This window comes from Nocardioides sp. NPDC006303 (genome assembly GCF_040613175.1).
Classification (GTDB): domain Bacteria; phylum Actinomycetota; class Actinomycetes; order Propionibacteriales; family Nocardioidaceae; genus Nocardioides.
In genome coordinates, this window is the sequence record NZ_JBEXRR010000006.1 from 175,392 (window position 1) to 199,775 (window position 24,384).

The 24,384-nt window shown below is 68.5% G+C and carries 26 protein-coding genes, 1 other RNA gene and 1 riboswitch; of the genes, 23 read left to right on the top strand and 4 right to left on the bottom strand.

Annotated features, from left to right (window positions below):
* Window positions 1-109: 109 nt before the first annotated feature.
* Window positions 110-952, bottom strand: coding sequence for a Ku protein (locus ABZY89_RS07535; RefSeq protein WP_355225987.1), 843 nt, complete (start codon window positions 950-952; stop codon window positions 110-112).
* 142 nt (window positions 953-1,094) lie between these two features.
* Complete coding sequence (locus tag ABZY89_RS07540; protein ID WP_355225989.1) at window positions 1,095-1,343, bottom strand: hypothetical protein; 249 nt, start codon at window positions 1,341-1,343, stop codon at window positions 1,095-1,097.
* 276 nt (window positions 1,344-1,619) lie between these two features.
* Between ABZY89_RS07540 and ABZY89_RS07545 the strand changes: the two genes are divergently transcribed.
* From ABZY89_RS07545 to ABZY89_RS07570, 6 genes are all read left to right on the top strand, one after another.
* Window positions 1,620-2,588 (top strand): DNA ligase, encoded by a 969-nt coding sequence (locus ABZY89_RS07545; protein ID WP_355225991.1) that lies wholly within the window; start codon window positions 1,620-1,622, stop codon window positions 2,586-2,588.
* Complete coding sequence (ligD, locus tag ABZY89_RS07550; protein WP_355225993.1) at window positions 2,588-3,505, top strand: non-homologous end-joining DNA ligase; 918 nt, start codon at window positions 2,588-2,590, stop codon at window positions 3,503-3,505. Before ABZY89_RS07545 ends, ligD begins: the two co-directional genes overlap by 1 nt.
* Window positions 3,506-3,519: 14 nt before the next feature.
* A complete protein-coding gene (locus ABZY89_RS07555) occupies window positions 3,520-4,200 on the top strand; it encodes a response regulator transcription factor (RefSeq protein ID WP_176884042.1) in 681 nt (226 codons plus the stop codon).
* A gap of 214 nt (window positions 4,201-4,414) precedes the next feature.
* Window positions 4,415-4,588, top strand: a riboswitch (cyclic di-AMP (ydaO/yuaA leader).
* A 5-nt stretch (window positions 4,589-4,593) separates the two neighbouring features.
* Window positions 4,594-5,406, top strand: a complete 813-nt coding sequence (locus ABZY89_RS07560) for a C40 family peptidase (RefSeq protein ID WP_355225995.1) — start codon at window positions 4,594-4,596, stop codon at window positions 5,404-5,406.
* Window positions 5,407-5,527: 121 nt separating this feature from the next.
* Window positions 5,528-6,646: a peptide chain release factor 2 gene (gene prfB / locus ABZY89_RS07565; RefSeq protein WP_355225996.1), complete on the top strand. Its 1,119-nt coding sequence runs from the start codon at window positions 5,528-5,530 to the stop codon at window positions 6,644-6,646.
* A 4-nt stretch (window positions 6,647-6,650) separates the two neighbouring features.
* Window positions 6,651-7,394 carry an alpha/beta hydrolase gene (locus tag ABZY89_RS07570; protein ID WP_355225998.1) on the top strand — a complete coding sequence of 248 codons (744 nt, stop codon included), beginning with the start codon at window positions 6,651-6,653 and terminating at the stop codon, window positions 7,392-7,394.
* A 165-nt stretch (window positions 7,395-7,559) separates the two neighbouring features.
* Here the strand turns inward: ABZY89_RS07570 and ABZY89_RS07575 are convergent, their stop codons facing one another.
* Window positions 7,560-8,183 carry a hypothetical protein gene (locus tag ABZY89_RS07575; RefSeq protein WP_355226000.1) on the bottom strand — a complete coding sequence of 208 codons (624 nt, stop codon included), beginning with the start codon at window positions 8,181-8,183 and terminating at the stop codon, window positions 7,560-7,562.
* Window positions 8,184-8,257: 74 nt separating this feature from the next.
* Between ABZY89_RS07575 and ftsE the strand changes: the two genes are divergently transcribed.
* The 13 genes from ftsE (at window position 8,258) to ABZY89_RS07640 (ending at window position 20,064) form a co-directional block, all read left to right on the top strand.
* Window positions 8,258-8,947: a cell division ATP-binding protein FtsE gene (gene ftsE / locus ABZY89_RS07580; RefSeq protein WP_008358693.1), complete on the top strand. Its 690-nt coding sequence runs from the start codon at window positions 8,258-8,260 to the stop codon at window positions 8,945-8,947.
* A gap of 75 nt (window positions 8,948-9,022) precedes the next feature.
* Window positions 9,023-9,931, top strand: a complete 909-nt coding sequence (ftsX, locus tag ABZY89_RS07585) for a permease-like cell division protein FtsX (protein WP_160024728.1) — start codon at window positions 9,023-9,025, stop codon at window positions 9,929-9,931.
* A gap of 24 nt (window positions 9,932-9,955) precedes the next feature.
* Complete coding sequence (locus tag ABZY89_RS07590; protein WP_355226002.1) at window positions 9,956-11,224, top strand: peptidoglycan DD-metalloendopeptidase family protein; 1,269 nt, start codon at window positions 9,956-9,958, stop codon at window positions 11,222-11,224.
* Between the two features lie 66 nt (window positions 11,225-11,290).
* Entirely contained in the window at window positions 11,291-12,421 is a 1,131-nt protein-coding gene (locus ABZY89_RS07595; RefSeq protein WP_355226004.1) for a serine hydrolase domain-containing protein, read from the top strand.
* 67 nt (window positions 12,422-12,488) lie between these two features.
* Complete coding sequence (gene smpB / locus ABZY89_RS07600) at window positions 12,489-12,968, top strand: SsrA-binding protein SmpB (protein WP_160024725.1); 480 nt, start codon at window positions 12,489-12,491, stop codon at window positions 12,966-12,968.
* Window positions 12,969-13,041: 73 nt separating this feature from the next.
* Window positions 13,042-13,412: a transfer-messenger RNA gene (gene ssrA, locus ABZY89_RS07605) on the top strand.
* A gap of 232 nt (window positions 13,413-13,644) precedes the next feature.
* Window positions 13,645-14,526, top strand: a complete 882-nt coding sequence (locus ABZY89_RS07610) for a phenylalanine 4-monooxygenase (protein ID WP_355226006.1) — start codon at window positions 13,645-13,647, stop codon at window positions 14,524-14,526.
* 36 nt (window positions 14,527-14,562) lie between these two features.
* A complete protein-coding gene (locus tag ABZY89_RS07615; RefSeq protein ID WP_355226008.1) occupies window positions 14,563-15,390 on the top strand; it encodes a hypothetical protein in 828 nt (275 codons plus the stop codon).
* Window positions 15,387-15,794: an HIT family protein gene (locus ABZY89_RS07620; RefSeq protein ID WP_355226009.1), complete on the top strand. Its 408-nt coding sequence runs from the start codon at window positions 15,387-15,389 to the stop codon at window positions 15,792-15,794. The genes ABZY89_RS07615 and ABZY89_RS07620 overlap by 4 nt, the downstream gene beginning before the upstream one ends.
* Window positions 15,795-15,909: 115 nt before the next feature.
* Window positions 15,910-16,821 (top strand): glycerophosphodiester phosphodiesterase family protein, encoded by a 912-nt coding sequence (locus ABZY89_RS07625; protein WP_355226011.1) that lies wholly within the window; start codon window positions 15,910-15,912, stop codon window positions 16,819-16,821.
* Between the two features lie 76 nt (window positions 16,822-16,897).
* The gene (locus ABZY89_RS07630; RefSeq protein WP_355226013.1) at window positions 16,898-18,046 is read left to right on the top strand and encodes a glycerophosphodiester phosphodiesterase; all 1,149 of its coding nucleotides are present in this window, start codon (window positions 16,898-16,900) and stop codon (window positions 18,044-18,046) included.
* Between the two features lie 110 nt (window positions 18,047-18,156).
* Complete coding sequence (fabG, locus tag ABZY89_RS07635) at window positions 18,157-18,924, top strand: 3-oxoacyl-ACP reductase FabG (protein WP_355226015.1); 768 nt, start codon at window positions 18,157-18,159, stop codon at window positions 18,922-18,924.
* 99 nt (window positions 18,925-19,023) lie between these two features.
* Window positions 19,024-20,064, top strand: a complete 1,041-nt coding sequence (locus tag ABZY89_RS07640) for a DUF3048 domain-containing protein (RefSeq protein WP_355226017.1) — start codon at window positions 19,024-19,026, stop codon at window positions 20,062-20,064.
* Between the two features lie 18 nt (window positions 20,065-20,082).
* Here the strand turns inward: ABZY89_RS07640 and ABZY89_RS07645 are convergent, their stop codons facing one another.
* Complete coding sequence (locus ABZY89_RS07645) at window positions 20,083-20,772, bottom strand: TetR/AcrR family transcriptional regulator (RefSeq protein WP_355018655.1); 690 nt, start codon at window positions 20,770-20,772, stop codon at window positions 20,083-20,085.
* Between the two features lie 125 nt (window positions 20,773-20,897).
* Here ABZY89_RS07645 and ABZY89_RS07650 point away from each other — a divergent pair, with 125 nt between their 5' ends.
* The 4 genes from ABZY89_RS07650 (at window position 20,898) to ABZY89_RS07665 (ending at window position 24,247) form a co-directional block, all read left to right on the top strand.
* On the top strand, window positions 20,898-21,428 hold the full coding sequence (locus ABZY89_RS07650; RefSeq protein ID WP_355226019.1) for a hypothetical protein: 531 nt from the start codon (window positions 20,898-20,900) through the stop codon (window positions 21,426-21,428).
* Between the two features lie 174 nt (window positions 21,429-21,602).
* Entirely contained in the window at window positions 21,603-22,169 is a 567-nt protein-coding gene (locus ABZY89_RS07655; RefSeq protein ID WP_355226020.1) for a YqgE/AlgH family protein, read from the top strand.
* A 21-nt stretch (window positions 22,170-22,190) separates the two neighbouring features.
* Window positions 22,191-22,469, top strand: coding sequence for a DUF3039 domain-containing protein (locus tag ABZY89_RS07660; RefSeq protein WP_160024715.1), 279 nt, complete (start codon window positions 22,191-22,193; stop codon window positions 22,467-22,469).
* Window positions 22,466-24,247, top strand: coding sequence for a DEAD/DEAH box helicase (locus tag ABZY89_RS07665; protein WP_355226022.1), 1,782 nt, complete (start codon window positions 22,466-22,468; stop codon window positions 24,245-24,247). The genes ABZY89_RS07660 and ABZY89_RS07665 overlap by 4 nt, the downstream gene beginning before the upstream one ends.
* Window positions 24,248-24,384 lie beyond the last annotated feature (137 nt).

Here is a 24,384-nt window from a genome sequence, read left to right on the forward strand (position 1 = left end):
GTTTCTCCTTGCGGGTGCGCGACGCCTCCGTCGTGCGTCGTCGCCTACGCGTCGAGCAGAGCCTGCCGCTTTCGACACGCCGACACCAGAGATTTGGGTACGTGTTGCGCTAGGACGCCTTCGACTTCTTCTTCTTGTTCTCCTCGGCCTCATCGGGGACCTTCTCGCCACGCGACTTCTTCGCGTCGGCGACCGAGCGCTGCAGGGCTGCGAGCAGGTCGACGACCTCGCCGGAGGTCTTGGTGGAGGTGGGAGTCCGCTCGACCTCGCCGCCCTCGATCTTGGCCTTCACCATCTCCTCGACGGCGCTGGCGTAGTCGTCGGAGAACTCCTCGGGATGGAAGTCGCCCGCGAGAGTCTCGACGAGCATGTTGGCCATCTTGATCTCGGAGTCCTTGATCTCGCCGGCCTCGACCTTGAAGTCGGGCACCCGGATCTCGTCGGGCCACATCATCGTCTGCAGCACGATCACGTCGCCGTTGTCGGTCGGCCGCACCCGCAGCGCCGCGACCGTGGTGCGCTGCCGCAGCGCGACGGTCACCAGGGCGACCCGGTCGGCCTCGAGCAGGGCCTGGCGCAGCAGCGCGTAGGGCTTGACCCCGGTGTTCTCCGGCTCCAGGTAGTAGCTCTTCTCGAAGAGCATCGGGTCGATCTGGTCGCTCGGCACGAACTTCTCCACCGCGATCTCGCGCGAGGAGGTGGTCGGCAGGTTGGCGAAGTCGTCGTCGGTGAGCACGACCATCTCGCCGTCCTCGGTCTCATAGCCCTTCGCGATCTCGGAGTAGGGCACCTCCTCGCCGTCGATCGAACAGATCCGCTGATAGCGGATCCGACCACCGTCGGACTGGTGCACCTGGCGGAAGGAGACGTCGTGGGACTCCGTCGCCGAATAGAGCTTCACGGGCACGCTGACCAGCCCGAACGACACCGCGCCCTTCCAGATCGCACGCATGGTGACTCCCTCCGCAACGGCAACGTCCTGCCCAGTATCTGCCGGATTCCGCATTCTCGGTACCCCTTAACCCCACGCGTCACACTGCGAGCGAGAGGAATGCACTCTCCAGGGTCGGCTCACGCGACCGCGGCGCCCATGGTCACAGGTCGCGGCCGGTCCAGCGGTAGCGGCCGACGAGAAACGCCGCCACGACCAGGCCGACCGAGCCTGCGAGCCACACGAGTGCCTCCGGGCGGCGCTCCTCGGGAGTGGTCCAGAAGCACATGTCCTCGGGGCGCAGCCCGGTCCCGCACGATGGTGCGTCGAGGGGCATGAGCCCGATGTAGGCAGCGACGGCGACGGCGATCAGCGCGGCAAAGACGAACAGCACACGTAGGTGGGTGGTCATGGGTCCAGGCCCCTCTCTCCCCGGTTGGGGTGCGAAGCGGAAACGGGCCCCCTCCGCCAACCCAACGGAGAGGGCCCACGGGGCGCTGACCCGCGAACCAGACGCTAGGCCTGCCTGGTCAGGCGCGGCAGCCGAGCACAGCCCGAGGTACCCGATCTGGAGTAGCGCCTCAAAGTCGGACCGCCCCGGGCAAGGCGTGCCGTGTCGACGTCGACTGGCGGTGAGGATTGGACAGATCTGCCCGGCGCCACCACTTCATAGAGGCAAGATGGACGCATGCGTCCGATGCTCGCCACCCCTGGCGCCCACGTTCCGCCGGGGGAGGAGTGGGTCCATGAGGTCAAGTGGGACGGCATCCGGCTCATCGGAGAATCGGGGCAGGGAACTACGCAGACCCGCCTCCTCACCCGCAACGACAACGACGCGACCCCCGCCTGGCCCGAGATCGCGACGGGCCCGGAACGCGACATCGTCGTCGACGGCGAGGTGATCGCGCTCAACGACGCCGGGCTGCCCGACTTCCGGGTGCTCATGGATCGGATGCACAACCGCGACGTCCGTCGGGCGGCGCGGTTCGCGGAGAGGATCCCGGCGACGTACATGGTCTTCGATCTGCTCCGTCTCGACGGCCGGCTCCTCATCGAGGAGCCCTGGGCCGAGCGCCGCAAGATCCTCGAGGCCGTCCATGCCGACGGCGACCTGGGCTCGTGGCAGGTGCCGGCGACGTACGACGACGGCAGGATGCTCCACGAGGTGACGCAAGCGCAGGGGCTGGAGGGGATCGTGTCCAAGCGGCGCGGCAGCCGCTACCGGCCGGGGGAGAGGAGCAAGGACTGGGTGAAGCTGCCCCACCGCTACCGGGCCTCGCTGGTGGTCGGCGGCTGGCGCCCTGAGGTGGGCACCGAGGGCAGCACCGAACGACTCGGCGCTCTGCTGGTCGGGCAGCCGACTCCCGACGGTCTGATCTACCGCGGGCGCGTCGGCAGCGGCATCACCGGCAAGCGGGCCCAGCGGCTCGGCGAGCTGCTGCGCGAGACCAGCCGGAGCCCCTTCGCCGGACCCGACGTCGACCCCGACGGGGGAGTGCCGTCGCTGGACGCTCGGGGCACTCATTGGGTCGAGCCGCTCCTCGTCGTCGAGGTGGAGACCCACGGCGCTGCCGTCGCGGCGGCGAGCTACAAGGGCCGGCTGCGGCAGCCGAGCTTCATCGGGATCAGGGACGACGTCTCACCGGAGGATCTGTGATGGTCGAACGAGAAGAGGTACGCGTCGAGGTCGACGGCCGGGTCCTGACCCTGACCAGCCTCAGCAAAGTGCTCTATCCGCGTACGGGCATGACGAAGGGCGAGGTGCTCAACTACTACGCCCAGGTCGCGCCGGCGCTCCTGCCGCAGCTCCGAAACCGTGCCGTGACGAGGATCCGCTGGCCGCACGGCGTCGGCGACATGTCGTTCTTCGAGAAGAACGCACCGGCCGGCACCCCCAGCTGGGTCCGTACGGTCATCGTTCCGACAACGGGATCCCGAACCGCCGACCACAGGGAGGGAACACTCACCTTTCCGATCCTCGACAGCCTCGCCGCCCTCACCTGGGCCGCGAACCTCTCCGCGCTGGAGCTGCACGTCCACCAGTGGACGGTCGGTGGCGACGGCACCCCGGCCGGCGCGAACCGGATCGTGATCGACCTCGACCCCGGCGAGCCGGCCGGCCTGCAGGAGTGCTGTGAGGTGGCGCTGCTCGTACGGGAGGCGCTGGGAGCCCGTGACCTCTCCGCGACCCCGGTGCTCAGCGGGAGCAAGGGCGTGCACCTGTACGCCGCCCTGCCGGAGCCCGTCGAGCCGGACGTCGCCACGGCGCTGGCCAAGGAGATCGCCGAGGACCTCCAGAAGGCCCACCCGCGCAAGGTGACCGCGACCATGACCAAGAGTCGCAGGTCAGGCAAGGTTTTCCTGGACTGGTCGCAGAACTCGGGATCGAAGACGACGATCTGTCCCTACTCGCTGCGGGGCAAAGGGGTCCCCACGGTCGCTGCCCCGGTGACCTGGGACGAGGTCTCCGAAGGAGCCGAGGATCCGCTCGCTATCGACCAGCTCGGACCTAACGATGTGATCACGCGCTTATCTGAAAGGGGGGATCTCTTCACAAGCCCTACGGGGCTGTAACTATTGTTCTCTTCATGTCGAACTCCGTGCTTGTCGTAGAAGACCAAGAGGACATCGCTGCTCCCCTGGTGCGCACGCTCCAGCGTGAGGGCTATGACGTCACCTGGGTCGACTCCGGCAAGAAGGCGCTGGAGCTGCTGGCACCTCCGTACGACGCCGAGCTGGTGCTGCTCGACCTGGGCCTTCCGGACATGGACGGGCTCGAGGTCTGCAAGGCCGCTCGCGACAACGGCTACGAGGGCGGGATCATGATCCTCACCGCCCGCGACGCCGAGATCGACCTGGTCGTCGGCCTCGACGCCGGTGCCGACGACTACCTGGCCAAGCCGTTCGCGCTGGCCGTCCTCCAGGCGCGGGTCCGCGCCCTCCTGCGCCGCTCGGGTCCGGTCGAGCCCGGCGCCGACGACGACGCCCTGCGCATCGACGTGGCTGCCCACCGGGTCTACGCCGGCGAGCGCGAGGTGACCCTGACCGGCAAGGAGTTCGCGCTGCTGGCCGTCCTGGCCGCCTCCCGCGACAAGGTCGTCTCCCGTGACCGGCTGATGGCCGAGGTCTGGGACGAGAACTGGTACGGCTCGACCAAGACGCTCGACGTCACGGTCGGACGCCTTCGCCAGAAGCTCGAGGCGGCCGGTGTGCAGGAGAAGGTCGTCGCGGTCCGCGGCGTCGGTTTCCGGCTCGAAGCCGCGGAGTAAACGCAAGTTCGACACGGCGTCATACGCGTGTTCAGCGCGTGAGATGTTTCACAAACGACGGCAAAGTCACGCGTGAACACGCCGATTGTGCTCCAGATACGGCCATTCGGGATTGGATCCGTTCCAGATCGCATGTCACCTTGGATGAGCCGTGCAGAACGCACGACCGGCCCCGGGTACACGCCGAATCCTGTCCCTCCGGAAGCCGGCCCCTACTACTGAACCCCCTTTACCCCTCACACTCAGCAGTACGTATGGGACAGGAGCGGGGGACCCAAGTTCCACGCGACTAACTCGGACGGTCGCTTGGGGTGAAGCCATCGAAGGATGGCCGGGCAACCTTCTAGCCCGAACCCGACAGCTCACCTCGCAGGCGTGGGAAGGAACTCACGCATGTCCAAGTCCGTATCTCGTCGTGCCCATCGAGGCACGTCGCGCCCGTTCCGGTCGCCGAACGTCTCGATCGTCCGGACGATCGCAGGATCGCTCAGCGGCCACGGCAAGCTCGTCGGCCGCATCGCTGCCAGCGGCATCGCCGCCGGTGCCCTGGTGGCAGTGCCCGCCGCCAACGCCGCCCCGGTCTCTCATGAGACCACCACCGTCGAGCCGACCGTCGAGCCCGCCAAGTTGGTGGAGGCTCCGACGCTGGAGGCCTCGGCCACCCCCACGGCGGTGCTCACCGACATCAAGCAGCTCGAGAGGGCTGTCGAGGTGCAGGAGCGCAAGGCCGAGGCAGCCCGCAAGGCCGCCGAGGCGAAGCGCAAGGCAGCGATCGCCGCCAAGAAGGCCGCGGAGGCGAAGAAGAAGGCCGAGGCAGAGGCGAAGGCCTTCGCTGCGAGCCAGGAGGGCAAGATCGAGCGGGCGATCAGCGTCGCCTCGGAGCAGATCGGCGACCCGTACGTCTGGGGTGCCACCGGTCCGAGCTCGTTCGACTGCTCCGGCCTGACGCAGTACGCCTTCAGCGCCGCCGGCATCGAGCTTCCCCGGGTCTCGCGGGACCAGGCTGCTGCGCTGCCTACGGTCCCGAACGACCAGATCCAGCGCGGCGACCTGATGTTCTGGGGCAGCCCGGTCTACCACGTGGGCATCTTCCTGCGCTGGGAGAATGGTCAGGCGATCATGCTGCACGCCCCCAAGCCGGGCGCGTCCGTTCGTGAAGAGGCTGCCTGGGACGGCTGGTTCGCCGGCTCGACCCACCAGGCCTGAGGTTTCTCGGGGCCTATATCCCCCTGGCGCTCGCCCTCCGGTTCCCCGTGCCGGAGGGCGAGCGCATATTTGTGGGTCCGCGAATCGGGTGCGGCACCACGCGTCAAGTAACCTGTAAGACGTGGCAGGCCCCGAATTCGACACCGAGATCAAGCAGCTCCAGGCAACGATGCAGACCATCGGCCAGGTGCTGGACCTGGACGCGATGCGCAAGGAGATCGCCGACCTCGGCGAGCAGGTCGCCGCGCCCGACCTCTGGGACGATCAGGACAACGCCACCCGCGTCACCGGCCGTCTCTCCCTGCTTCAGGGCGAGCTCAACAAGTTCACCGAGCTGCGCACCCGCATCGAGGACCTCGGCCTGATGGTCGAGATGGCCCAGGAGGAGGGCGACGCCGACTCGCTCGCCGAGTCCGAGGCCGAGCTGGGCCGGGTCAAGAAGGCCGTCGAGAGCCTGGAGATCCGCACCCTGCTCTCGGGGGAGTACGACGCCCGCGAGGCCCTGGTGACGATCCGCTCCGGCGCCGGTGGCGTCGACGCCGCCGACTTCGCCGAGATGCTGATGCGGATGTACGTCCGCTGGGCCGAGCGCAACAAGTACCCGGTGGAGGTCTTCGACACCTCCTACGCCGAGGAGGCCGGGCTCAAGTCCGCCACCTTCGCGATCCACGCCCCCTACGCCTACGGCACCCTCTCCGTCGAGGCCGGCACCCACCGTCTGGTGCGGATCAGCCCCTTCGACAACCAGGGCCGTCGTCAGACCTCCTTCGCCGCGGTCGAGGTCGTGCCCGTGCTGGAGCAGACCGACGAGATCGAGCTCGACGAGAACGAGATCAAGGTCGACGTCTACCGCTCCTCGGGGCCGGGTGGCCAGTCGGTCAACACCACCGACTCCGCGGTCCGGCTGACCCACATCCCCACCGGCACCGTGGTCTCCTGCCAGAACGAGAAGTCGCAGCTGCAGAACAAGGCCGCCGCGATGATCGTCCTCAAGGCCAAACTCCTCGCGTTGAAGAAGGCCGAGGAGGAAGCCCACCTCAAGGATCTCAAGGGTGACGTCGCTGCCTCGTGGGGCGACCAGATGCGCAACTACGTGCTCAACCCGTACCAGATCGTCAAGGACCTGCGTACGACCTACGAGACCGGCAACCCGCAGGCGGTCTTCGATGGCGACATCGACGGGTTCCTCGAGGCCGGCATCCGGTGGCGCCGCGGCGCCGAGAAGGCCGAACAGAACTGACCTGATGGATGCGCTGACGCGCACCAGGCTTCCACTCCCGGGCCGGGGAGCGGCGTACGTCTATGACGCCTACGGTCCTGAGGACGGGGTGCCGATGGTGCTGTTGCACGAGCTCGGAGGCAGTGCGAAGCGGTGGCAGGGTGTGGTGCCGCCGTTCGCGGCTGCCCACCGGGTGCATGCCTTCGACATGCGTGGGCACGGGGACTCGGACTGGGCCTCGGAGTACTCCCATCGGCTCATCGCCGACGACGTCATCGTGGCGATGGACGCGCTCGGGATCTCGGGTGCCGTGGTCGTGGGGCACTCGACCGGCGGCAACGTCGCCCTCCTGGTCGCGATGCACCGGCCCGACCTGGTCTCCCGGCTGATCATCGAGGACGTGGTGCCACCCGCGCCGCGCCGGCGCAGGTCGCCCGGGCGCCCGGCCAGGCCGATGCCCCACGACTGGGAGTGCATCGCGTCCCTGCTGGTCGAGGCCACGATGTACGACGCGTGGATGTGGGAGCAGCTCGAGCTGCTGCCCATGCCGACCCTGATCGTGGCCGGTGGCGGCAACAGCCACATCCCGCAGTCGGACCTGGAGAAGGTCGCCCAGCGGATTCCGCACGCAGACCTCGTCCACTTCGACGTCGGTCACTTCGTGCATCGCAACCAGCCGGCCGAGTTCGCCGACACCGTCCTGGCCTGGCTCGCGTCGCGGTGCTGGATGCGACGCGTCCCGCGTCGCGGGTGGGATCCCCATCCCTAAGGACCCCACCCGCTCTCGCCAGCCGGCCCTGCTCTGACTCAGTGCCCGCGGCGGCGCGCGCCGCCCGGTGAGGTGCCTACCCGGCCCGAGCGACTAAGTCGATTAAAGCACTAGACTTTAGGTCGGTGCAAACGACGCGCCGGGACCGGTTCTCGATCGAGAACCTCAGGCGTCAGCGGCGGCCGCGGTGAGGGTCACCAGGCACCAGCGGGAGGCGCGCTTCTGGACCGTCGCGGGCGCCTCGCCGGCCTTGCCGGTGAGCTCGCAGGAGAGCCAGGCGTCGCCGAAGAGGCCGCGGTGGACCACCTTCGTCTGCTTCTTCGCGTCGGTGCAGGTGAGGGCGACCGACGGCTTCCCGTACGCAGGGGTCGAGGCGGCCTTGCAGCCCTTGGGCACGCTCTTGGTCATCTGCGTGGCCCAGTCCAGGGTGACCGGCGGCGCGAAGACCCAGGCCCGCGCCGAGGTGGCCGAGTCTTCCGGCCCGGTCCAGATGCAGCCGTACTCCTGCGCGACGTCGTTGACCCCGCCCGAGATGGCGGTCTGGTCGCCGTCGCCGTAGGCCTTCTTCTCCTTGGCGGCACCGCCGAGGGCCTCGGTCGCGTCCTCGGTCGGGACGCGGTCGCAGAACGCGCCGCGGCGTACGTGCATCGTGGTGGTGTCCGCGGTGCTCAGGTCGCCCTTCACCTCGGCGACCTCGGGCTCGTCGTCTTTCAGGGTGAGTACGCCGACCCCGACCGCGATCGCGGTGAGGACTACGGCACCGATGAGGATCCGGACTGCAGAGCGCACGCCGTCAGAGTACAGGGGCAGGTATCTCCGAGCCGAAGTGCTGAGCCCACCACCGTTGCACTACCCTCGGTGCGGTGATCCGCTTCGAGAAGGTCAGCAAGGCCTACCCAGGGCAGGCGCGCCCCGCCCTCAACAGCCTTTCGATCGACATCCAGAAGGGGGAGTTCGTCTTCCTCGTGGGCCAGTCCGGCTCGGGGAAGTCGACGGCGCTCAAGCTGATGCTGCGCGAGCAGCGCCCGACCACCGGCCGGGTCTACGTCGCCGGCAAGGAGATCAACCGGCTCGCCGGCTGGAAGGTGCCGCGGCTGCGCCGCCAGGTCGGCACGATCTTCCAGGACTTCCGCCTTCTGGCCAACAAGAACGTCGCCGAGAACGTCGCCTTCGCGATGCAGGTGACCGGTCACTCCAACCGCGAGATCCGGGAGCGCGTCCCGGAGACGCTCGAGCTGGTCGGTCTCGACGGCAAGGGCGACCGGATGCCCGACGAGCTCTCCGGTGGTGAGCAGCAGCGCGTGGCCGTGGCCCGCGCGTTCATCAACCGGCCGATGATCCTGATCGCCGACGAGCCGACCGGAAACCTCGACCCCGGCAACACCGTCGGCATCATGCGCCTGCTCGACCGCATCAACCGGTCCGGCACCACGATCGTGATGGCGACCCACGACGTCCAGATGGTCGACCAGATGCGCAAGCGCGTCATCGAGCTCGAGCACGGCCACCTCGTACGCGACCAGGTCCAGGGCGGCTACGGAGCCCAATTCTGAGGCTTCAGTTCTGAGCCCCGGACCCCCTCACCTTCGACCAGGTTCTACAACCCAGAAAAGGTTCCTCGACCCGCCATGCAGCTGCGCTATGTATTCACCGAGCTCCGCCAGGGGCTACGCCGCAACCTGTCGATGCACGTCGCGGTGGCCCTGACGCTGCTCGTCTCGCTCACCCTCGCCGGCGTCGGCCTGCTGCTGCGTGAGCAGGCCCAGCTGACCGAGGAGGTCTGGGGCGACGAGCTGCAGATCACCTTCTACATGTGCAACGGCGCCAACGATCGCAACCCGCAGTGCGCCGGCGCGGTCGACGACAGCCAGAAGAAGGTCATCACCGACGCTCTCGAGGACAACAGGTACGTCGACAAGATCGAGGAGGAGAGCCAGGAGCAGGCCTACGAGCGTCTGCAGGCTCTCGACGTCGAAGGCGTCAGCGGTCCCGACCCGGTGGTCAAGTCCAGCGACATGTGGGAGTCCTACTGGGTCACGATGACCGACCCGCACCACTCCGCCGAGATCATCGAGGCGGTCGCCGGCCTGGACGGCATCGACCACGTCGGTGACGTCCACGAGGTCACCGGACCCATCCTCGCCGCCGTCGACGGGCTGCAGAGCGCGGCCCTGGTCGGCGCGATCGTGCTCGTGATCGCGGCGCTGCTGCTGGTCGCCAACACCATCCGGCTGGCAGCCTTCGCCCGCCGTCGTGAGATCGGGATCATGCGACTGGTCGGTGCCTCGACCCTCTACATCGCGCTGCCGTTCCTCCTGGAGTCGCTCGTGGTGGCCCTGGTCGGCATCGGGCTGTCCGGGATCGCGCTGGCCGCGGTGATGTACTTCGGCGTCGAGCAGCGGCTCTCGTCCACCGCGGTGACCCAGTGGGTCGGCTGGGAGGAGTTCTTCAGCTCCTTCGCGATCGTCGCGATCCTCGGCATCCTGCTCACGCTCGTCCCGACACTCCTGCTCACCCGCAAATACATCAAGGTCTGACCCGGATCCCCTACCGTCGGAGCCGTGCACGTCTTCCCCCGTGCCGGTTCGCTCGCCGCTGTGCTCTGTTGCGCCGTGGTGGCTGCCGTGCTGCTCTCGCCCACCCTTCCGTCCTCAGCCGACGAGAAGGACCGCCTCGAGCAGGAGCAGCGCGAGGTCCAGCAGGACCAGAAGGCCGCCGCCGAGGATCTCGAGCACTCCAGCGCCGGCCTGCGCAAGGCGTCGGCGACGTACGCCGCGGCCCGGAAGAAGCTCGACCAGGCCCAGACCCGTCTCGATGAGCTCAACGCCAAGCTCGTCGAGGTGCAGGCCGCGCACGACAAGCTCGAGGCCGAGCTCGCCGAGCAGAAGCTGCTGCTCGCCGAGGCGAAGCGGGAGCTCGCCGAGGGCCAGGCCGAGGTGAAGGTGCAGCGCGAGGAGATGCGCGACGCGATCCTGACCCGGTTCACCGGCGGAGACCCGCAGCTCGCCCAGGCGGCGGCCCTGCTCTCCGGAGGCTCCCTCGAGGACCTGATGCGCCAGCAGACGTACGTGGACGCGGCTTCCGCGGGCCAGGACGCCACCCTCCAGCGGATGGAGGCGACCGAGACGATGCTCGTCGTCCGTGAGGGCGAGGTGCAGGAGGCGACCGACGCGATCGCGGCCAAGGAGAAGAAGGCCCGGCAGCTGGTCGCCGAGGTCGACTCGCTCCGGGACCAGGCCGCCGCGGCCCACGCCGAGATGTCCACGCTGGCCGACCAGGCAGCGACCGCGAAGCAGTCGGCCGAGGCGGCCCGAGCGGCGGACGCCGCCGAGCTGCGCAAGCTCGAGGCCGAGGAGTCGGCGCTGCGTACGAAGATCCGGTCGCTCGCCTCGGCGGGCTCCGGCTCCGACCGCAACGTCGGGTCGGTCGGCGGGCTCTTCGGGCAGCCGGTGACCGACACCTACGTCACCTCGCCGTACGGCATCCGCAAGCACCCGATCTACGGCTACGTCTCGCTGCACAACGGCACCGACTTCTCCGCGCCCTGCGGCCGCCCGCTGCTCGCCGTCGACTCGGGGCAGATCATCTCGACCTCGTACTCCAGCGTGTGGGGCAACCGCCTGCACCTGTATCTCGGCAAGGTCAACGGGCGCTCCTACACCGCCGTCTACAACCACATCTCGAGCTACGCGAGGACCTCAGGGGCCGTCGGGCGGGGTCAGACCGTGGCGTACGCAGGGACCACCGGCTGGTCCACTGGCTGCCACCTGCACTTCACGATCCTGCGCGACGGCACTCCGGTCGACCCGATGCCGCTGATCGGCGGGTAGTCCCCCAGCGGCAAAACGGGGGCTTCCCCGATGCGCCCGGAACCGTGGACGGGCGAGCATCGAGACATGTCGCTCACTCACCGGCTCGGGACGTCTCGCATGCTCATCGCATCGGTCGCGGCACTGGCCGCATCGGTCGCCATCGTCGCGCCCGCCGCGGCGCGCACGGAGTCCGACGACCCGGCCCTGCAACGTCGGCTCGACTCGATCGTCCCCGCCGGAGCGATCGGGGTCGTCGCCGAGGTTCGCACCGAACGTGGTGTGTGGCGCGGATCGAGCGGGGTCGCCGAGCTGGGCACGTCACGGAAGGTGCCGATGCGCAGCAGATTCCGCGCGGGGAGCGTCATGAAGACGTTTCTCGCCACCGTCGTCCTCCAGCTGGTGGCGGAAGATCGGTTGCGGCTCGAAGACTCGATCGAGGAGTGGCTGCCCGGCGTCGTACCCGGTGGGGAGCGGATCTCGTTGCGACAGCTGCTCGCCCATACGAGTGGCCTGTTCGATGTCGTACGGACGTTCCAGCTGCCGCCGGACCCGTGGTTCGCGGACAACCGATGGCGCACCTGGACCGTCGACGAGCTGACCCGGCGCGGCCTGGCCGAGCGACCCACCCACGCACCGGGCTCGGCCTTCGCGTACTCCAACACCGGCTACCTGCTGATCAGCCAGGTGATCGAGCGGGTGACCGGGCGGTCGTACGACATCGAGGTCAAGCGCCGCATCCTCGAGCCGCTGCGTCTGCGTCACTCCGAACTGCCGGGAACGTCGCCGTGGATCGGCCGACCACACATGCACGGCTACATCCCGGTCCGGCGCGACGGCGCGACGCGGCTCATCGACTTCACCGTGATGAACCCCTCGGTCTTCGGTCCGCCGGGCGAGCTGATCTCGACGACGAAGGACCTGAACACCTTCTACGCCGCGCTGCTCGCCGGCCGCCTCATCCCTGAGCACCTCCTCGAGGAGATGAAGACGCCAGGGGTTGAGGGGGAGACGTACGGCCTGGGGTTGCGGTGGGAGACGAACACCTCGTGCGGCGTGCCTGTCTATGGTCACGACGGCGACGCGCTGGCGTACCAGACGTGGTCGTTCGCGACCGAGGACAGACATCGTCAGGCGACGGTCGCGGTCACGCCGACCGCCGACGGTGACGTCGACGACGCGGTCGCCGACTTCATCGACCAGGCGGTGTGCGGCTGACCCGACGTCTCGGCGTCGCACAGCAAACGTTTCGCGCTGGTGCCCTCGGGCCTGAGAGAATAGAGGAATGGCGAAGGAGCAGGGGCGCAAGATGATCGCGCAGAACAAGAAGGCGCGGCACGACTACCACATCGAGGACACCTACGAGGCCGGCATGGTCCTGCAGGGCACCGAGGTGAAGTCGCTGCGTGAGGGTCGCGCCTCCCTGGTCGACGGCTTCGTCGACATCGACCGTGGCGAGGCCTGGATCCACGGGATCCACATCCCCGAATACCTCAACGGCACTTGGACCAACCACTCCGCCCGCCGTAAGCGCAAGCTCCTCCTGCACCGTGCCGAGATCGACAAGATCGAGCGCAAGGTCTCCGAGAAGGGCCTCACCGTCGTCCCCCTCGCCCTCTACTTCCTCAACGGTCGCGCCAAGGTCGAGATCGGCGTCGCCAAGGGCAAGAAGTCGTGGGACAAGCGCAACACCATCGCCGAGCGTACGGCCAAGCGCGAGGCCGAGGTCGAGGTCGGCCGCAAGCTCAAGGGGATGACGGGATAAACCGAGTGGGGAATGCCGGCGGGGGACTGTAGTGTTGTCCTGTTGCCTGGTTGCAGGCGTTGAAAACTCAAAAGGGGCTGATCGGTTTCGACTTGGGACGTTGCTCCCAGGGGAAGCGGGTCGAGGAGCCAGCGTCATCTCGTAAACGATCGCTGGAAACCAATAACTGCCAACGCTAAGCGCAGTTCCTTCGCTCTCGCCGCCTGAGCGGTGATCGAAGCGTCTGACCGAGTATCCGTCTCCGGCTCGGATCCAGGCGTCATCTAGGAGACTCCACCTCATGCACATGCCGACGGGGCATGAGGGACATCTAGTCGGCTGAGCCTGTCGGGGACGTGTCTGCGTCGAGCCCCGGGGATGAGAGAACGCCACCCACAGACTGCACCCGGAGAAGACCTGGCACGGCGCTCGAGGACCGGGGTTCGATTCCCCGCAGCTCCACAAACCTTTGGTCGACGTGTGCCCTCCTGACGGAGGGCCACGTCGGTTTGTCATTTCAGGCGACGCTTCGCGTCGCGGCGGGGGCTTCGCCACCCGCACCCCCTGGTTCCGCGTGGCTGGTGTTTCTTGCCTGGTCGCGTCTGTCGGAAGACTTCCGGTTGTTCATCTCCCTGGCGGGATGACTTCTCTTGCGTGCGCGATAGGGTTGTGAGGCGTACGTCACATGGAGGTAAGGATGTTCGAGGAAGGACAGCTCTACTCGCCCGTCACCGTGGGCGAGGATGGGCAGGTCGAGGTGCATCTGGGGGACAACCACCCCGGGTTCGCAGACCAGGACTACCGGGCACGGCGGAGCGAGATCGCTGCCGCGGCGCTGGGTTGGAAGCCGGGGGACGCGGTGCCCCGGATCGACTACACCGAGACGGAGAACGAGATCTGGCGCACGGTGTGCCGTGAGATCGCACCGCTGCACGCGAAGTACGCCTGCCGCAACTACATCGCGGCCGTGGAGGCTCTCAACCTCCCCCAGGACCGGGTGCCGCAGCTCGACGAGGTGAGCGCCGGTCTGAAGCCCCTGACCGGCTTCGAGTACGTCCCGGCCGCGGGGATCGTCCCGCTGGAGGAGTTCTACGGGAGCCTGGCCGACGGGCAGTTCCACTCGACGCAGTACCTGCGTCACCACGCCGTGCCGCTCTACACCCCGGAGCCCGACATCATCCACGAGGTGATCGGCCACGGGAACCTCCTCGCCGACCCTCAGGTCGCCGAGGTCAAGCGTCTCGCCGGTGCCGCCGCGCGCCGCGTCGAGACCAGGGAGGCGCTCCAGGTCGTGGCTGACGTCTTCTGGTTCACCATCGAGTTCGGTGTGCTCCATGAGGACGGGGAGCTGAAGGCGTACGGGGCCGGGCTGCTCTCGTCCTACGGCGAGATCGAGGAGATGCGGGAGGTGGAGGTGCGTCCGATCGACTTCGCCCAGATGGCGACGGTCGACTACGACATCACCCACTACCAGCCGGTGCTCTTCGCGGCGGAGTCGTTCAGCCACATGGTCGACGAGGTCGGGAACTTCTTCGCGACCTGCGACGACGACACGCCACAGCGTCTCGGCGCTGCCTAGGCCGATCCGGCCAGGTCCGAGGGTTAGCCTCGGAAGATGATCGACGGCTACCGCAACCGCGCGCTGGAGGCGGCGCTCGCCGCCGCTGACGCCGACGCGGTCGGTGCCGCGCTGCGTACGGGGCAGGTTGTCGTTCCCCAGCTCGACGAGGCCCGGATCAGGGTCTTTCCTGGGGTTCGCGGCAACCGGCCACCGTACGAGGCGATGCTCTTCTCCTCCCAGGAGGCGCTGGAGACCTTCCTCGCCGAGGACACCCGTCGGCGCGCGCAGCTGCGCAGCGCCGACGGGCTGCGGGAGTTCCTCACCGCCAACATCGAGGAGATCGCGTACGTCACCTTCGACCCGGCCGGCCCGAACCGGTTCCGGGCGGGCATCAAGGACGTGCTCAAGGCGATCGGCCCCAAGCCGCACGTCGACCTGCGGCTGCCGAAGGCGCAGGAGTGGTACGTCGTGGACATGTCCGACGAGGACGTACGCGACTACCAGCTCGCCGACCTGGCCGCCAAGGTCCTCCCGAAGGTGCAGCGGTCCAGGGTCGAGCAGCCCGACTGGGCACAGTGGATGGCTGCCGCCAAGGACGCGGCCGTCGAGCAGGGCGCGGCGTTCCTGGCCTACTGGCTGCAGCGGGTCGGGCGGCGCCCGGCCGGGCTGGCGGTCGCGCTGAGCCGGCCGGCCCCGTTCGGCATGGTGCGGCACCCGCTGCAGGCTGAGACCACGACCGTGGGGGAGCGGTGGGTGGCCTCGCCCGACCGGCTCTACGAGTCGCGGCTGATCTACTCCTTCCCGCACCCCGACCTCGCCGACCTGGCCCTGCCGACCATCGACCTCGTCGTCGCGACGCTGTCGTGGGGAGACGAGTCGTGAGCTGTGTCTTCTGCGACGTCGTCGCCGGCGACCTGGCCGCCGAGGTGGTCTTCGAGGACGACGGCTTCCTGGCCTTCCTCGACCATCGGCCGGTCCAGAAGGGCCACATCCTGATGGTGCCCAGACAGCATCTCGCGACGCTGCTCGATCTCCCTCCTGACCTGCACGAACGCTTCGTGGTCAACGCCCAGCGCCTGGCCGCAGCGGTCGTGGACGGACTCGGCGCCCAGGGCAGCTTCGTGGCGATCAACAACGTGGTCAGCCAGTCCGTCCCGCACCTTCACCTGCACGTCGTTCCCCGCACCCGCGGCGACGGCCTCAAGGGCTTCTTCTGGCCGCGCCACAAATACCGCGAGGGCGAGCAGAAGGTGTACGCCGACCGGCTGCGAGCCGTGCTGGGCTGACTCCGGGCTGAGTTCACCGAGGCGTACGGCTTCGGCCATCAAGGCGTCGGGGCGAGGTCGGGGAGGGCCGATTCACTCGAGATCAGTTGTTGTCCACTGATCCGGGGAGTGCGCAATGTCGCTGTCGTCCGTCGCGTCCAAAACCTTCACCTCAACACTGGCCGGCGTCGCGCTGGCAGCAGGCACGATGATCGTTCCGGTGGCGGTCAACGCCGTCGAGGCCAACCGGGCCGACGACATCACCGTCACCGCCCACCGTGGGGCGAGCTCCTACGCACCCGAGAACACCCTCGCGGCCTTCGCCGTCGGCATCGAGCAGCGGGCCGACTGGATCGAGTCGGACGTGCAGGCCACCAAGGACGGCGAGCTCGTGCTGATGCACGACACCACCTTGTCGCGCACCACCGACGTCGAGCAGCGCTTCCCCGGCCGCTCGCCGTGGAACGTCAAGGACTTCACCCTCGCCGAGATCAAGACGCTGGACGCCGGCTCCTGGTTCAGCGAGAAGTACGCCGGCGAGCCGGTGCCGACGCTGAGGGAGATGGTCGAGCAGGTGCGGCCGACGCGGTCCGGGATCCTGATGGAGCTCAAGTCGCCGGAGCTCTACCCGGGGATCGAGAAGAAGGTCGCGGCCGAGTTCGAGTCCTTCCCCGGCTACGTGCCCGCCGCGGTCGCCGCCGGCCGCCTCGCCGTGCAGAGTTTCGACTTCGACTCGATGAAGACCTACAAGAGCGTCCAGCCCGAGGTGCCGGTCGGCCTTCTCGGCACCCCGGCCTACGCCGACCTGGACAGCTACACCTGGGCCGACCAGATCAACCCGCACTTCGGCTCCTTCGACGCGGGCTACGTCGCCCGGGTGCACGCGCTCGGGATGCACATCCACTCCTGGACGGTCAACGACGCCGCGACCATGAGCGCCGTCTTGGACCGCGGTGTCGACGGCATCATCACCAACAGCCCCGACGTGCTCCGCGAAGTGATCGCAGGGCGGCGTACTCCCTCCCTAGACTTGGGCGATGCTGCTTGAGGCGCTTCGGCAGATCGTCACGCCACGTTCACCGCACACCGGCCCCAGAGACTCCCTGGGCCGGTGTGATCGGGGCATGACCACGCTGAACCCCACTCGCATGCGTACTCTCGCGCTTGCCGCCGCCGCGGCGCTCGCCGCCGGGACCGTTCTGGTCTCGCACCCCGCCTCCGCGACGGCCACCACCACGACCGCCGTCCAGGCGGCCAAGCACAAGCACGCCGACCCGATCGTCTTCGGTCACCGCGGTGCCTCCGGCTACCGGCCCGAGCACACCCTGGCGGCGTACGACCTGGCCATCCAGCAGGGTGCCGACTTCATCGAGCCCGACGTGGTCTCGACCAAGGACGGCGTGCTCGTCGCCCGCCACGAGAACGAGATCTCCGGCACGACAGACGTCGCCGACCGCCCCGAGTTCGCGGCGCGGAAGACCACTAAGACCATCGACGGCAACGCGTTGACCGGCTGGTTCACCGAGGACTTCGCCCTCGCCGAGCTGAAGACCCTGCGCGCCAAGGAGCGCATCCCGGGCGACCGCCCGGCCAACACCGCGTACAACGGCCTCTACGAGGTGCCGACCCTGGACGAGGTGCTCGACCTGGTCGACGCCAAGGAGGCCGAGACCGGCCGCACCATCGGCGTCGCCCCGGAGACCAAGCACCCGACGTACTTCGACTCCATCGGTCTCTCCCTGGAGGAGCCGCTCGCGAAGAGCCTCAAGCGCCACGGCCTCGGCGGCAAGCGCGCCGCGGCGGTCATCCAGTCCTTCGAGGTCAGCAACCTCAAGGACCTCAACCGCATGGTCGACACGCCGCTGGTGCAGCTGATCGACTTCGGCGGCGCGCCCTACGACCAGGTGGTCGCCGGCACCGGCGTGACCAACGACTACCTGGTCACCAACAGGGGCCTGCGAGGCATCAAGAGGTACGCCGACCAGGTGGCGCCGTACAAGTTCTACTTCATCCCGCGCAACGCTGACGGCACCCTGGGCGAGGCCACCGACCTCGCCGACCGCGCCCAGCGCATCGGGCTGCCGACCGTCATCTGGACCATGCGCGCCGAGAACAAGAACCTCCCCACCGAGTGCCGCATCGGCACCGACCCGATCGCTATCGGTGACCTGGGCTGCGAGGTTGGTCCCTACCTCGACGCCGGTGTCGACGCGTTCTTCACCGACCACCCCGACCTGGGCGTGGCTGCGCGCGACGCCTGGCTGGAGAATTGATGGAACCTACCAATCAGTAGACACCTCGCGACATGACGTACGGCCCTCGCTATTGTCGGCGGGGGCCGCACGTGTTCGTGGGCCTGGTCACAACCAAAGGAGTTTGAGTCATGGGTCGTTTCGACGGACGCGTCGCAGTCATCACCGGTGCAGCGCGCGGGATCGGTTTCGGAGTCGCCACGCGTTTCGCCGAGGAGGGTGCCTCGGTCGCGATCATCGACCTCGACGAGGCGGCCGCCGCTGAGGCCGCCGCCAAGCTTCCGCTGGCCGAGGGTGCCAAGTCGGTCGGCATCGGCGCCAACGTCGCCAAGGCCGAGGACACCGAGGCCGCGGTCGCTCGCATCGTCGAGGAGCTCGGCGGCCTGCACATCCTGATGAACAACGCCGGCATCACCCGCGACAACCTGCTCTTCAAGATGACCGAGGACGACTGGGACCTGGTCATGAACGTCCACCTCAAGGGCCACTTCCTGATGTCGAAGGCCGCGCAGGCGGTCTTCGTGAAGCAGAAGTACGGCAAGATCATCAACGTCTCCTCCACCTCGGCCCTGGGCAACCGCGGCCAGGCGAACTACTCGGCCGCCAAGATGGGCGTGCAGGGCTTCACCCGCACCCTCGCGCTCGAGCTCGGCCCGTTCGGCGTCAACGTGAACGCCATCGCGCCGGGGTTCATCGCCACCGAGATGACCGACCAGACCGCGGCCCGCCTCGGGCTCGATGTGGACGACTTCCGCAAGCTCTCGGCCGACGCCAACCCGGTCAAGCGCGTCGGCGAGCCCGCCGACATCGCAGCCGCCGCGGCCTTCCTGGCCAGCGACGAGGCCTCCTACATCACCGGCCAGACCCTCTATGTCGACGGTGGCGCCACCGTCGCCTGAGTCCTTCGAAGAAGGAACCCCGGGCGCGGGCGCGTCAACCGCAACGATTACCGTCTGTCACTCGTCTTGGTAATGAGCCGATGCAGATGGAGATTGATGATGCGTACGTCCCGCCCGGGGTTCTTCCTGCGAGCAGCGGCGACGCTGGCCGCCGCGGGGCTGGTCCTGACCGGCTGTGGGTCTTCGGAGGAGCCGACGGATGCGAAGGCGTCGCCGTCCGCGCCCGCTGAGCCCGACCACGAGCCGCTGACGGGCGTCGAGCTCCCCGAGGGGCAGACCGCCGCACGCAAGCATCCCGCCTACATCGTCAAGATCGACAACACCGCGGCCAGCGACCCGCAGTACGGTCTCGCCAAGGCGGACATGGTCGTCCAGGAGCTGGTCGAGGGTGGCGTGACCCGGTTGGCCGTCGCGTACTACTCCCAGCTTCCCAAGGAGGCCGGTCCGGTCCGTTCGATGCGGGCCACCGACGCGGGGATCGCCGCGCCGATCGATGCCAAGATCATGACCAGCGGCGCGGCGCCGTACACCTTCGCGCAGCTGAAGAAGCACGATGTGGAGTGGATCGACATGTCCACCCCCTACGTCGTACGCGACACCAGCAAGCCCCACGACTTCCTGCACAGCGTGGTCGGCAAGGTCGCGAAGGCCGGCAACGCGGCCGCGAAGGACGGCAAGGCCAAGCGGCCCGGCGACTTCATGCCCTGGGGCGACGCGACCACCAAGCTGACCGGTGGCAAGCCCGCCAAGGCCGTCGACGTGAAGTTCTCCCAGGCGCGCACGGACAACTGGGTCTTCAAGGGCGGCAAGTACCGCCTGCAGAACAACTACATGTCCAAGAGCGGCCAGTTCCTCGCCGACACCGTCGTGGTCGCGCAGACCAAGACCACCATCGCCCCCTACAAGGACCCGGGCGGCGCGATCGTGCCGGTCTCGCACTTCACCGGCCGGGGCAAGGCGTGGATCATGCGTGCCGGCCAGATCGTCGAGGCGACCTGGGTGAAGAAGGGCGAGAAGGGTGCGGTGACGTTCACCGACGCCAGCGGCGCCGCGATCGAGATCCCGCCGGGCAAGGTCTGGCTGGACCTGATCCCGAAGGGCAACGGCCAGGTCGAGCCCGGTGGCGTGATCGTCAAGTAGCGCCCAGAGATCGGGCTCTCAGCGCATGTCCTCGACCTTGACGCCCTGCTTCGCCAGGGTCTGGACCCCGGTCAGCAGGTAGGTCACGGCCAGCTCGATGCGCTCGGCCGCGTCCTCGGGGTCGCTGGCCTCGGTGACGGACTCGCCGGCCGCCGACATCGCGCCGAAGAAGAGCCGGGCGAAGGTCGCGACCATCTCGTCGTCGACGCTCCGGTCACCGGCCCGCAGGACGGCGGCGACGATGTCCTCGACGACGGTGAAGGTGGAGCGCTCCTCCTGCTCGCGGTAGCGCTGGTAGCCGAGGACAGCAGGACCCTCCTGCACGACGATGCGGCGGTAGGTGGGCTGCTGGACGGCCTCCAGGAACGTACGCAGCCCGGCTCGGGCCTGTTCCCACGGGTCCTTCGTCTCGCGCATGGCGGCGTCGATGCTCTGCGCGGTGGCCGCCTCGACCTTCTCGAAGACGACCTCGTAGAGCGCCTGCTTGCCGCTGAAGTGGTGGTAGAGCGCGCCCTTGGTGACCTCGGCCCCGGCCACGATGGCGTCCAGCGAGGTGCTCGCGTAGCCGTGCTCGGTGAAGAGTCGCTCCGCGACCTCGACGAGCGTCTTCTTGGTCGAGGCGGAGAACTGCTGCCTCCGTGACATCCCCGGCACCGACGGAAGCGGAGGAACCTTGGGGACGAGCTTGCTCACGGACGACTTTGCCACTCGTCCACTCTAACGGCCGTGTTCGGAATCACCGTCCCAGGTGTTGGCCATACCGTCAGTATGTCCAATACTATAGGTACGTACTCACGGTATGTGAGTGCTCACCTTCCGCAAGGAGCCGACAAATGAGCTGGACCAGCCATCACAAGCGCGGAGAGATCCTCCGCGGCGTGGTCGCCGTGATCGACGAGCGTCGAGACGGTCTGCTGCCCATGGATCTTCCCGGCGTCACCGAAACCTTCACGGACGAGCTCGACCTGCTCGCCGCCCTGCAGCTGCGCTGGCACACCCGCCTGTCCGGCCGCATCGAGAGCGAGCTCGCCACCCAGCCGATGGACCTCGAGGACGCCGTCGTCCGGGCCTGGCACGGCGCTGCCGACGACCTGCCCGGCATCCGCACGGTCCTCGACCGCTATCACGCGCTCCCTGTCGATGAGGCGATGGCCACCGCGCTGGCCAAGTCGCAGGCCAAGGAGCACCTGACCCTCGCGGTCATGGCCGGCCGCGGCGCCTTCGCCGACGCCGAGTGCGTCCGTCTCGGCTCGATGATCGAGGCTCGTGCCCGCGCCGAGTACGAACCGGCCGTCGAGGTCGTCGAGCGCGGGCCCTTCGCCGGCCTCGTCGACATGTTCCGAGCGGTCCGCTCGGCAGCCTGAGCTGAGTACGGGCCGTCTGACCAGGCCCCGGGTGCCGGTGCGCTCCCTCCGCGGACTCCCTCCGCACCTCCCTAAGTGCCGGCCCCGGGGCCTTTTCCTGTCTCGTTCCGATCGGCGGGCTTTGTTGGTTTCTTGTTGCGGCTGACGTGACCGGGGTGGTGCGATCATGGCGTCATGACGGAGAAGAAGGACGTACGCGCCGGGCGGCTGCTGATAGCCACCCCGGAGCTTCGCGACCCCAACTTCGTCGACACCGTGGTGCTCCTGATCGAGGTCAACGACGACGGTGCCCTCGGCGTGGTGCTGAACCGTCCCTCGCCCGTGCCGGTCGCCGAGGTGCTGCACCCGTGGGCGACCTCCGTCGCCGATCCCGACGTCCTCTTCCAGGGCGGCCCGGTGAGCACGGACTCCGCGATCGCGGTCGCGCTCCTGGTCGACTCCGACGACCCGCCGCTGGGCTTCCGGCCCGTGGTCGGGCGCCTCGGACTGCTCGACCTCGACACGCCCGTCGAACTGGTCGACGGCACCTTGTCGCGGCTGCGCATCTTCGCCGGATACGCCGGCTGGGGCGCGGCTCAGGTCCAGGGCGAGGTGGACGAAGGGTCCTGGTATGTCGTCGACAGCGAGCCGTACGACTCCTTCCTCGACGACGTGAGCTCGATGTGGGCAGCGGTGCTCCGTCGCCAGCCCGGTGAGCTGGCCTTCCACGCCACGCGACCGCCCGACCCCGAACTGAATTAGCGGGCTAGTAAGGTTGGGGTCATGGGCATCCTGGGATTCGGCACGAAAGAAGCCGTCAAGGAACGGGAGGACATCCGCGAGCAGGACGTCCCCACCGAGGAGGGTGACCACGACCGCTACTCCCACTACGTGGAGAAGGACAAGCTGACCGAGGCGATGGTCATGGGCACGCCCGTGGTCGCGCTGTGCGGCAAGGTGTGGGTGCCGAGCCGCGACGGGTCCAAGTTCCCGGTCTGCCCCGACTGCAAAGAGATCTTCGAGGGGATGCCGCCCAGCGGCGGCGAGGGCGACGACGAGTGAGTCGCGCCGATCTTCCCGGCGCACTCACACCCGCGTGGCCCAACAAGGCTGCCTGGGGAACTGCGACCAAGCTGCGCGCTTGGCAGCAGGAGGCGCTGTCCAAATACCTGTCCGAGCAGCCCCGTGACTACCTCGCCGTCGCGACGCCCGGTGCTGGGAAGACGACCTTCGCGCTGACTGTCGCCGCCGAGCTCCTCGGCCGCAGACTGATCGACCGGGTCACCATCGTCGCGCCCACCGAGCACCTCAAGGTCCAGTGGGCAGAGGCGGCCGCGCGGGCCGGGATCGCGATCGACCCGACCTACTCGGCCGGACAGGGCAAGACCTCCGCCGACTATGTCGGGATCGCGGTGACGTACGCCGGGGTGGCGGTCAACCCGCTCGCGATGCGGATCCGCACCGAGCGGTTCAAGACGCTGGTGATCCTCGACGAGGTGCACCACGCCGGCGACGCGCTCTCGTGGGGCGAGGGGGTCCGGGAGGCCTTCGAGCCGGCTGCGCGGCGGCTGGCACTGACCGGTACGCCGTTCCGCTCCGACACCAACCCGATCCCCTTCGTCACCTACGCACCCGGCGAGGACGGGATCCCGCGCTCGGCTGCCGACTACACCTACGGCTACGCCGAGGCGCTGCGCGACCACGTCGTCCGGCCGGTGCTGTTCATGGCCTATTCGGGACAGATGCAGTGGCGCACCCGGGCCGGCGACGAGATCGCCGCCCACCTCGGAGAGCCGCTGACCAAGGACCTGACCTCGCAGGCGCTGCGGACCGCGCTCGACCCGGCCGGATCGTGGATCCCGTCGGTGCTGGCGGCCGCCGACAAGCGCCTGACCGAGGTGCGGCGTCACGTCCCGGACGCGGGCGGGCTCGTCATCGCCACCGACCAGGACTCGGCCCGCTCCTACGCCAAGACGCTGAAGACCATCACCGGGCAGAGCGCGACCGTGGTGCTCTCCGACGAGAAGGCCGGCTCGAAGAAGATCGCCAAGTTCTCCGAGTCCGACGACCGCTGGATGGTCGCGGTCCGGATGGTCTCCGAGGGCGTCGACGTGCCCCGGCTCGCGGTCGGGGTCTACGCGACCACCACCTCGACGCCGCTCTTCTTCGCGCAGGCGGTGGGGCGCTTCGTACGTGCTCGCACGCGGGGTGAGACCGCCTCCGTCTTCCTGCCGTCGGTCCCGAACCTGCTCGGCTTCGCCTCCGAGCTGGAGCTGCAGCGCGACCATGTGCTCGGCAAGAAGGTGACCAGCGAGGACGACATCTTCGCCGCCGAGGACGCACTGATGGCCGCGGCCAACGCCGAGGAAGGCGCCTCCGAGGAGGAGCTGGGAGCCTGGGAGGCCATGGGCTCCGAGGCGCGCTTCGACCGGGTGCTCTTCGACGGCGGCGAGTTCGGCCACTCCGGCGAGGTGCACGTCGGCTCCGAGGAGGAGATGGACTTCCTCGGCATCCCCGGGCTGCTCGACACCGAACAGATGAAGACGCTGCTCCAGCAGCGGCAGAGCGACCGGGCTCGCAAGCAGAAGTCGGCCTCCGCGCCGGTCGCTGCCGACGAGCCCGTCGCCGCGGTCGCCGCCCACGAGCAGCTCGCCGTGCTTCGCCGCGAGCTCAACGGCCTGGTCGCCGCCTGGCACCACCGCACCAAGACGCCCCACGGCGTCACCCACAACCGGCTCCGCAAGGAGTGCGGCGGCCCGCCTGCCGCGGTCGCCAACGCCGACCAGCTCAAGGCCCGCATCGACACCCTGCGCGACTGGGCCGCGCGCGGCTCGGCCTGATTTCGGCGAGTCGGCCCGTCCTGACCGAAATTCCCGCCGAGTCGGCTCGTCAAGACGAGCCACCTGCCCGTCGAGGTCGAGGACGGTCACCTGGTCCGCGGTCATCGTGGCGAACGACGCCCCGGTCGCGGTGATCG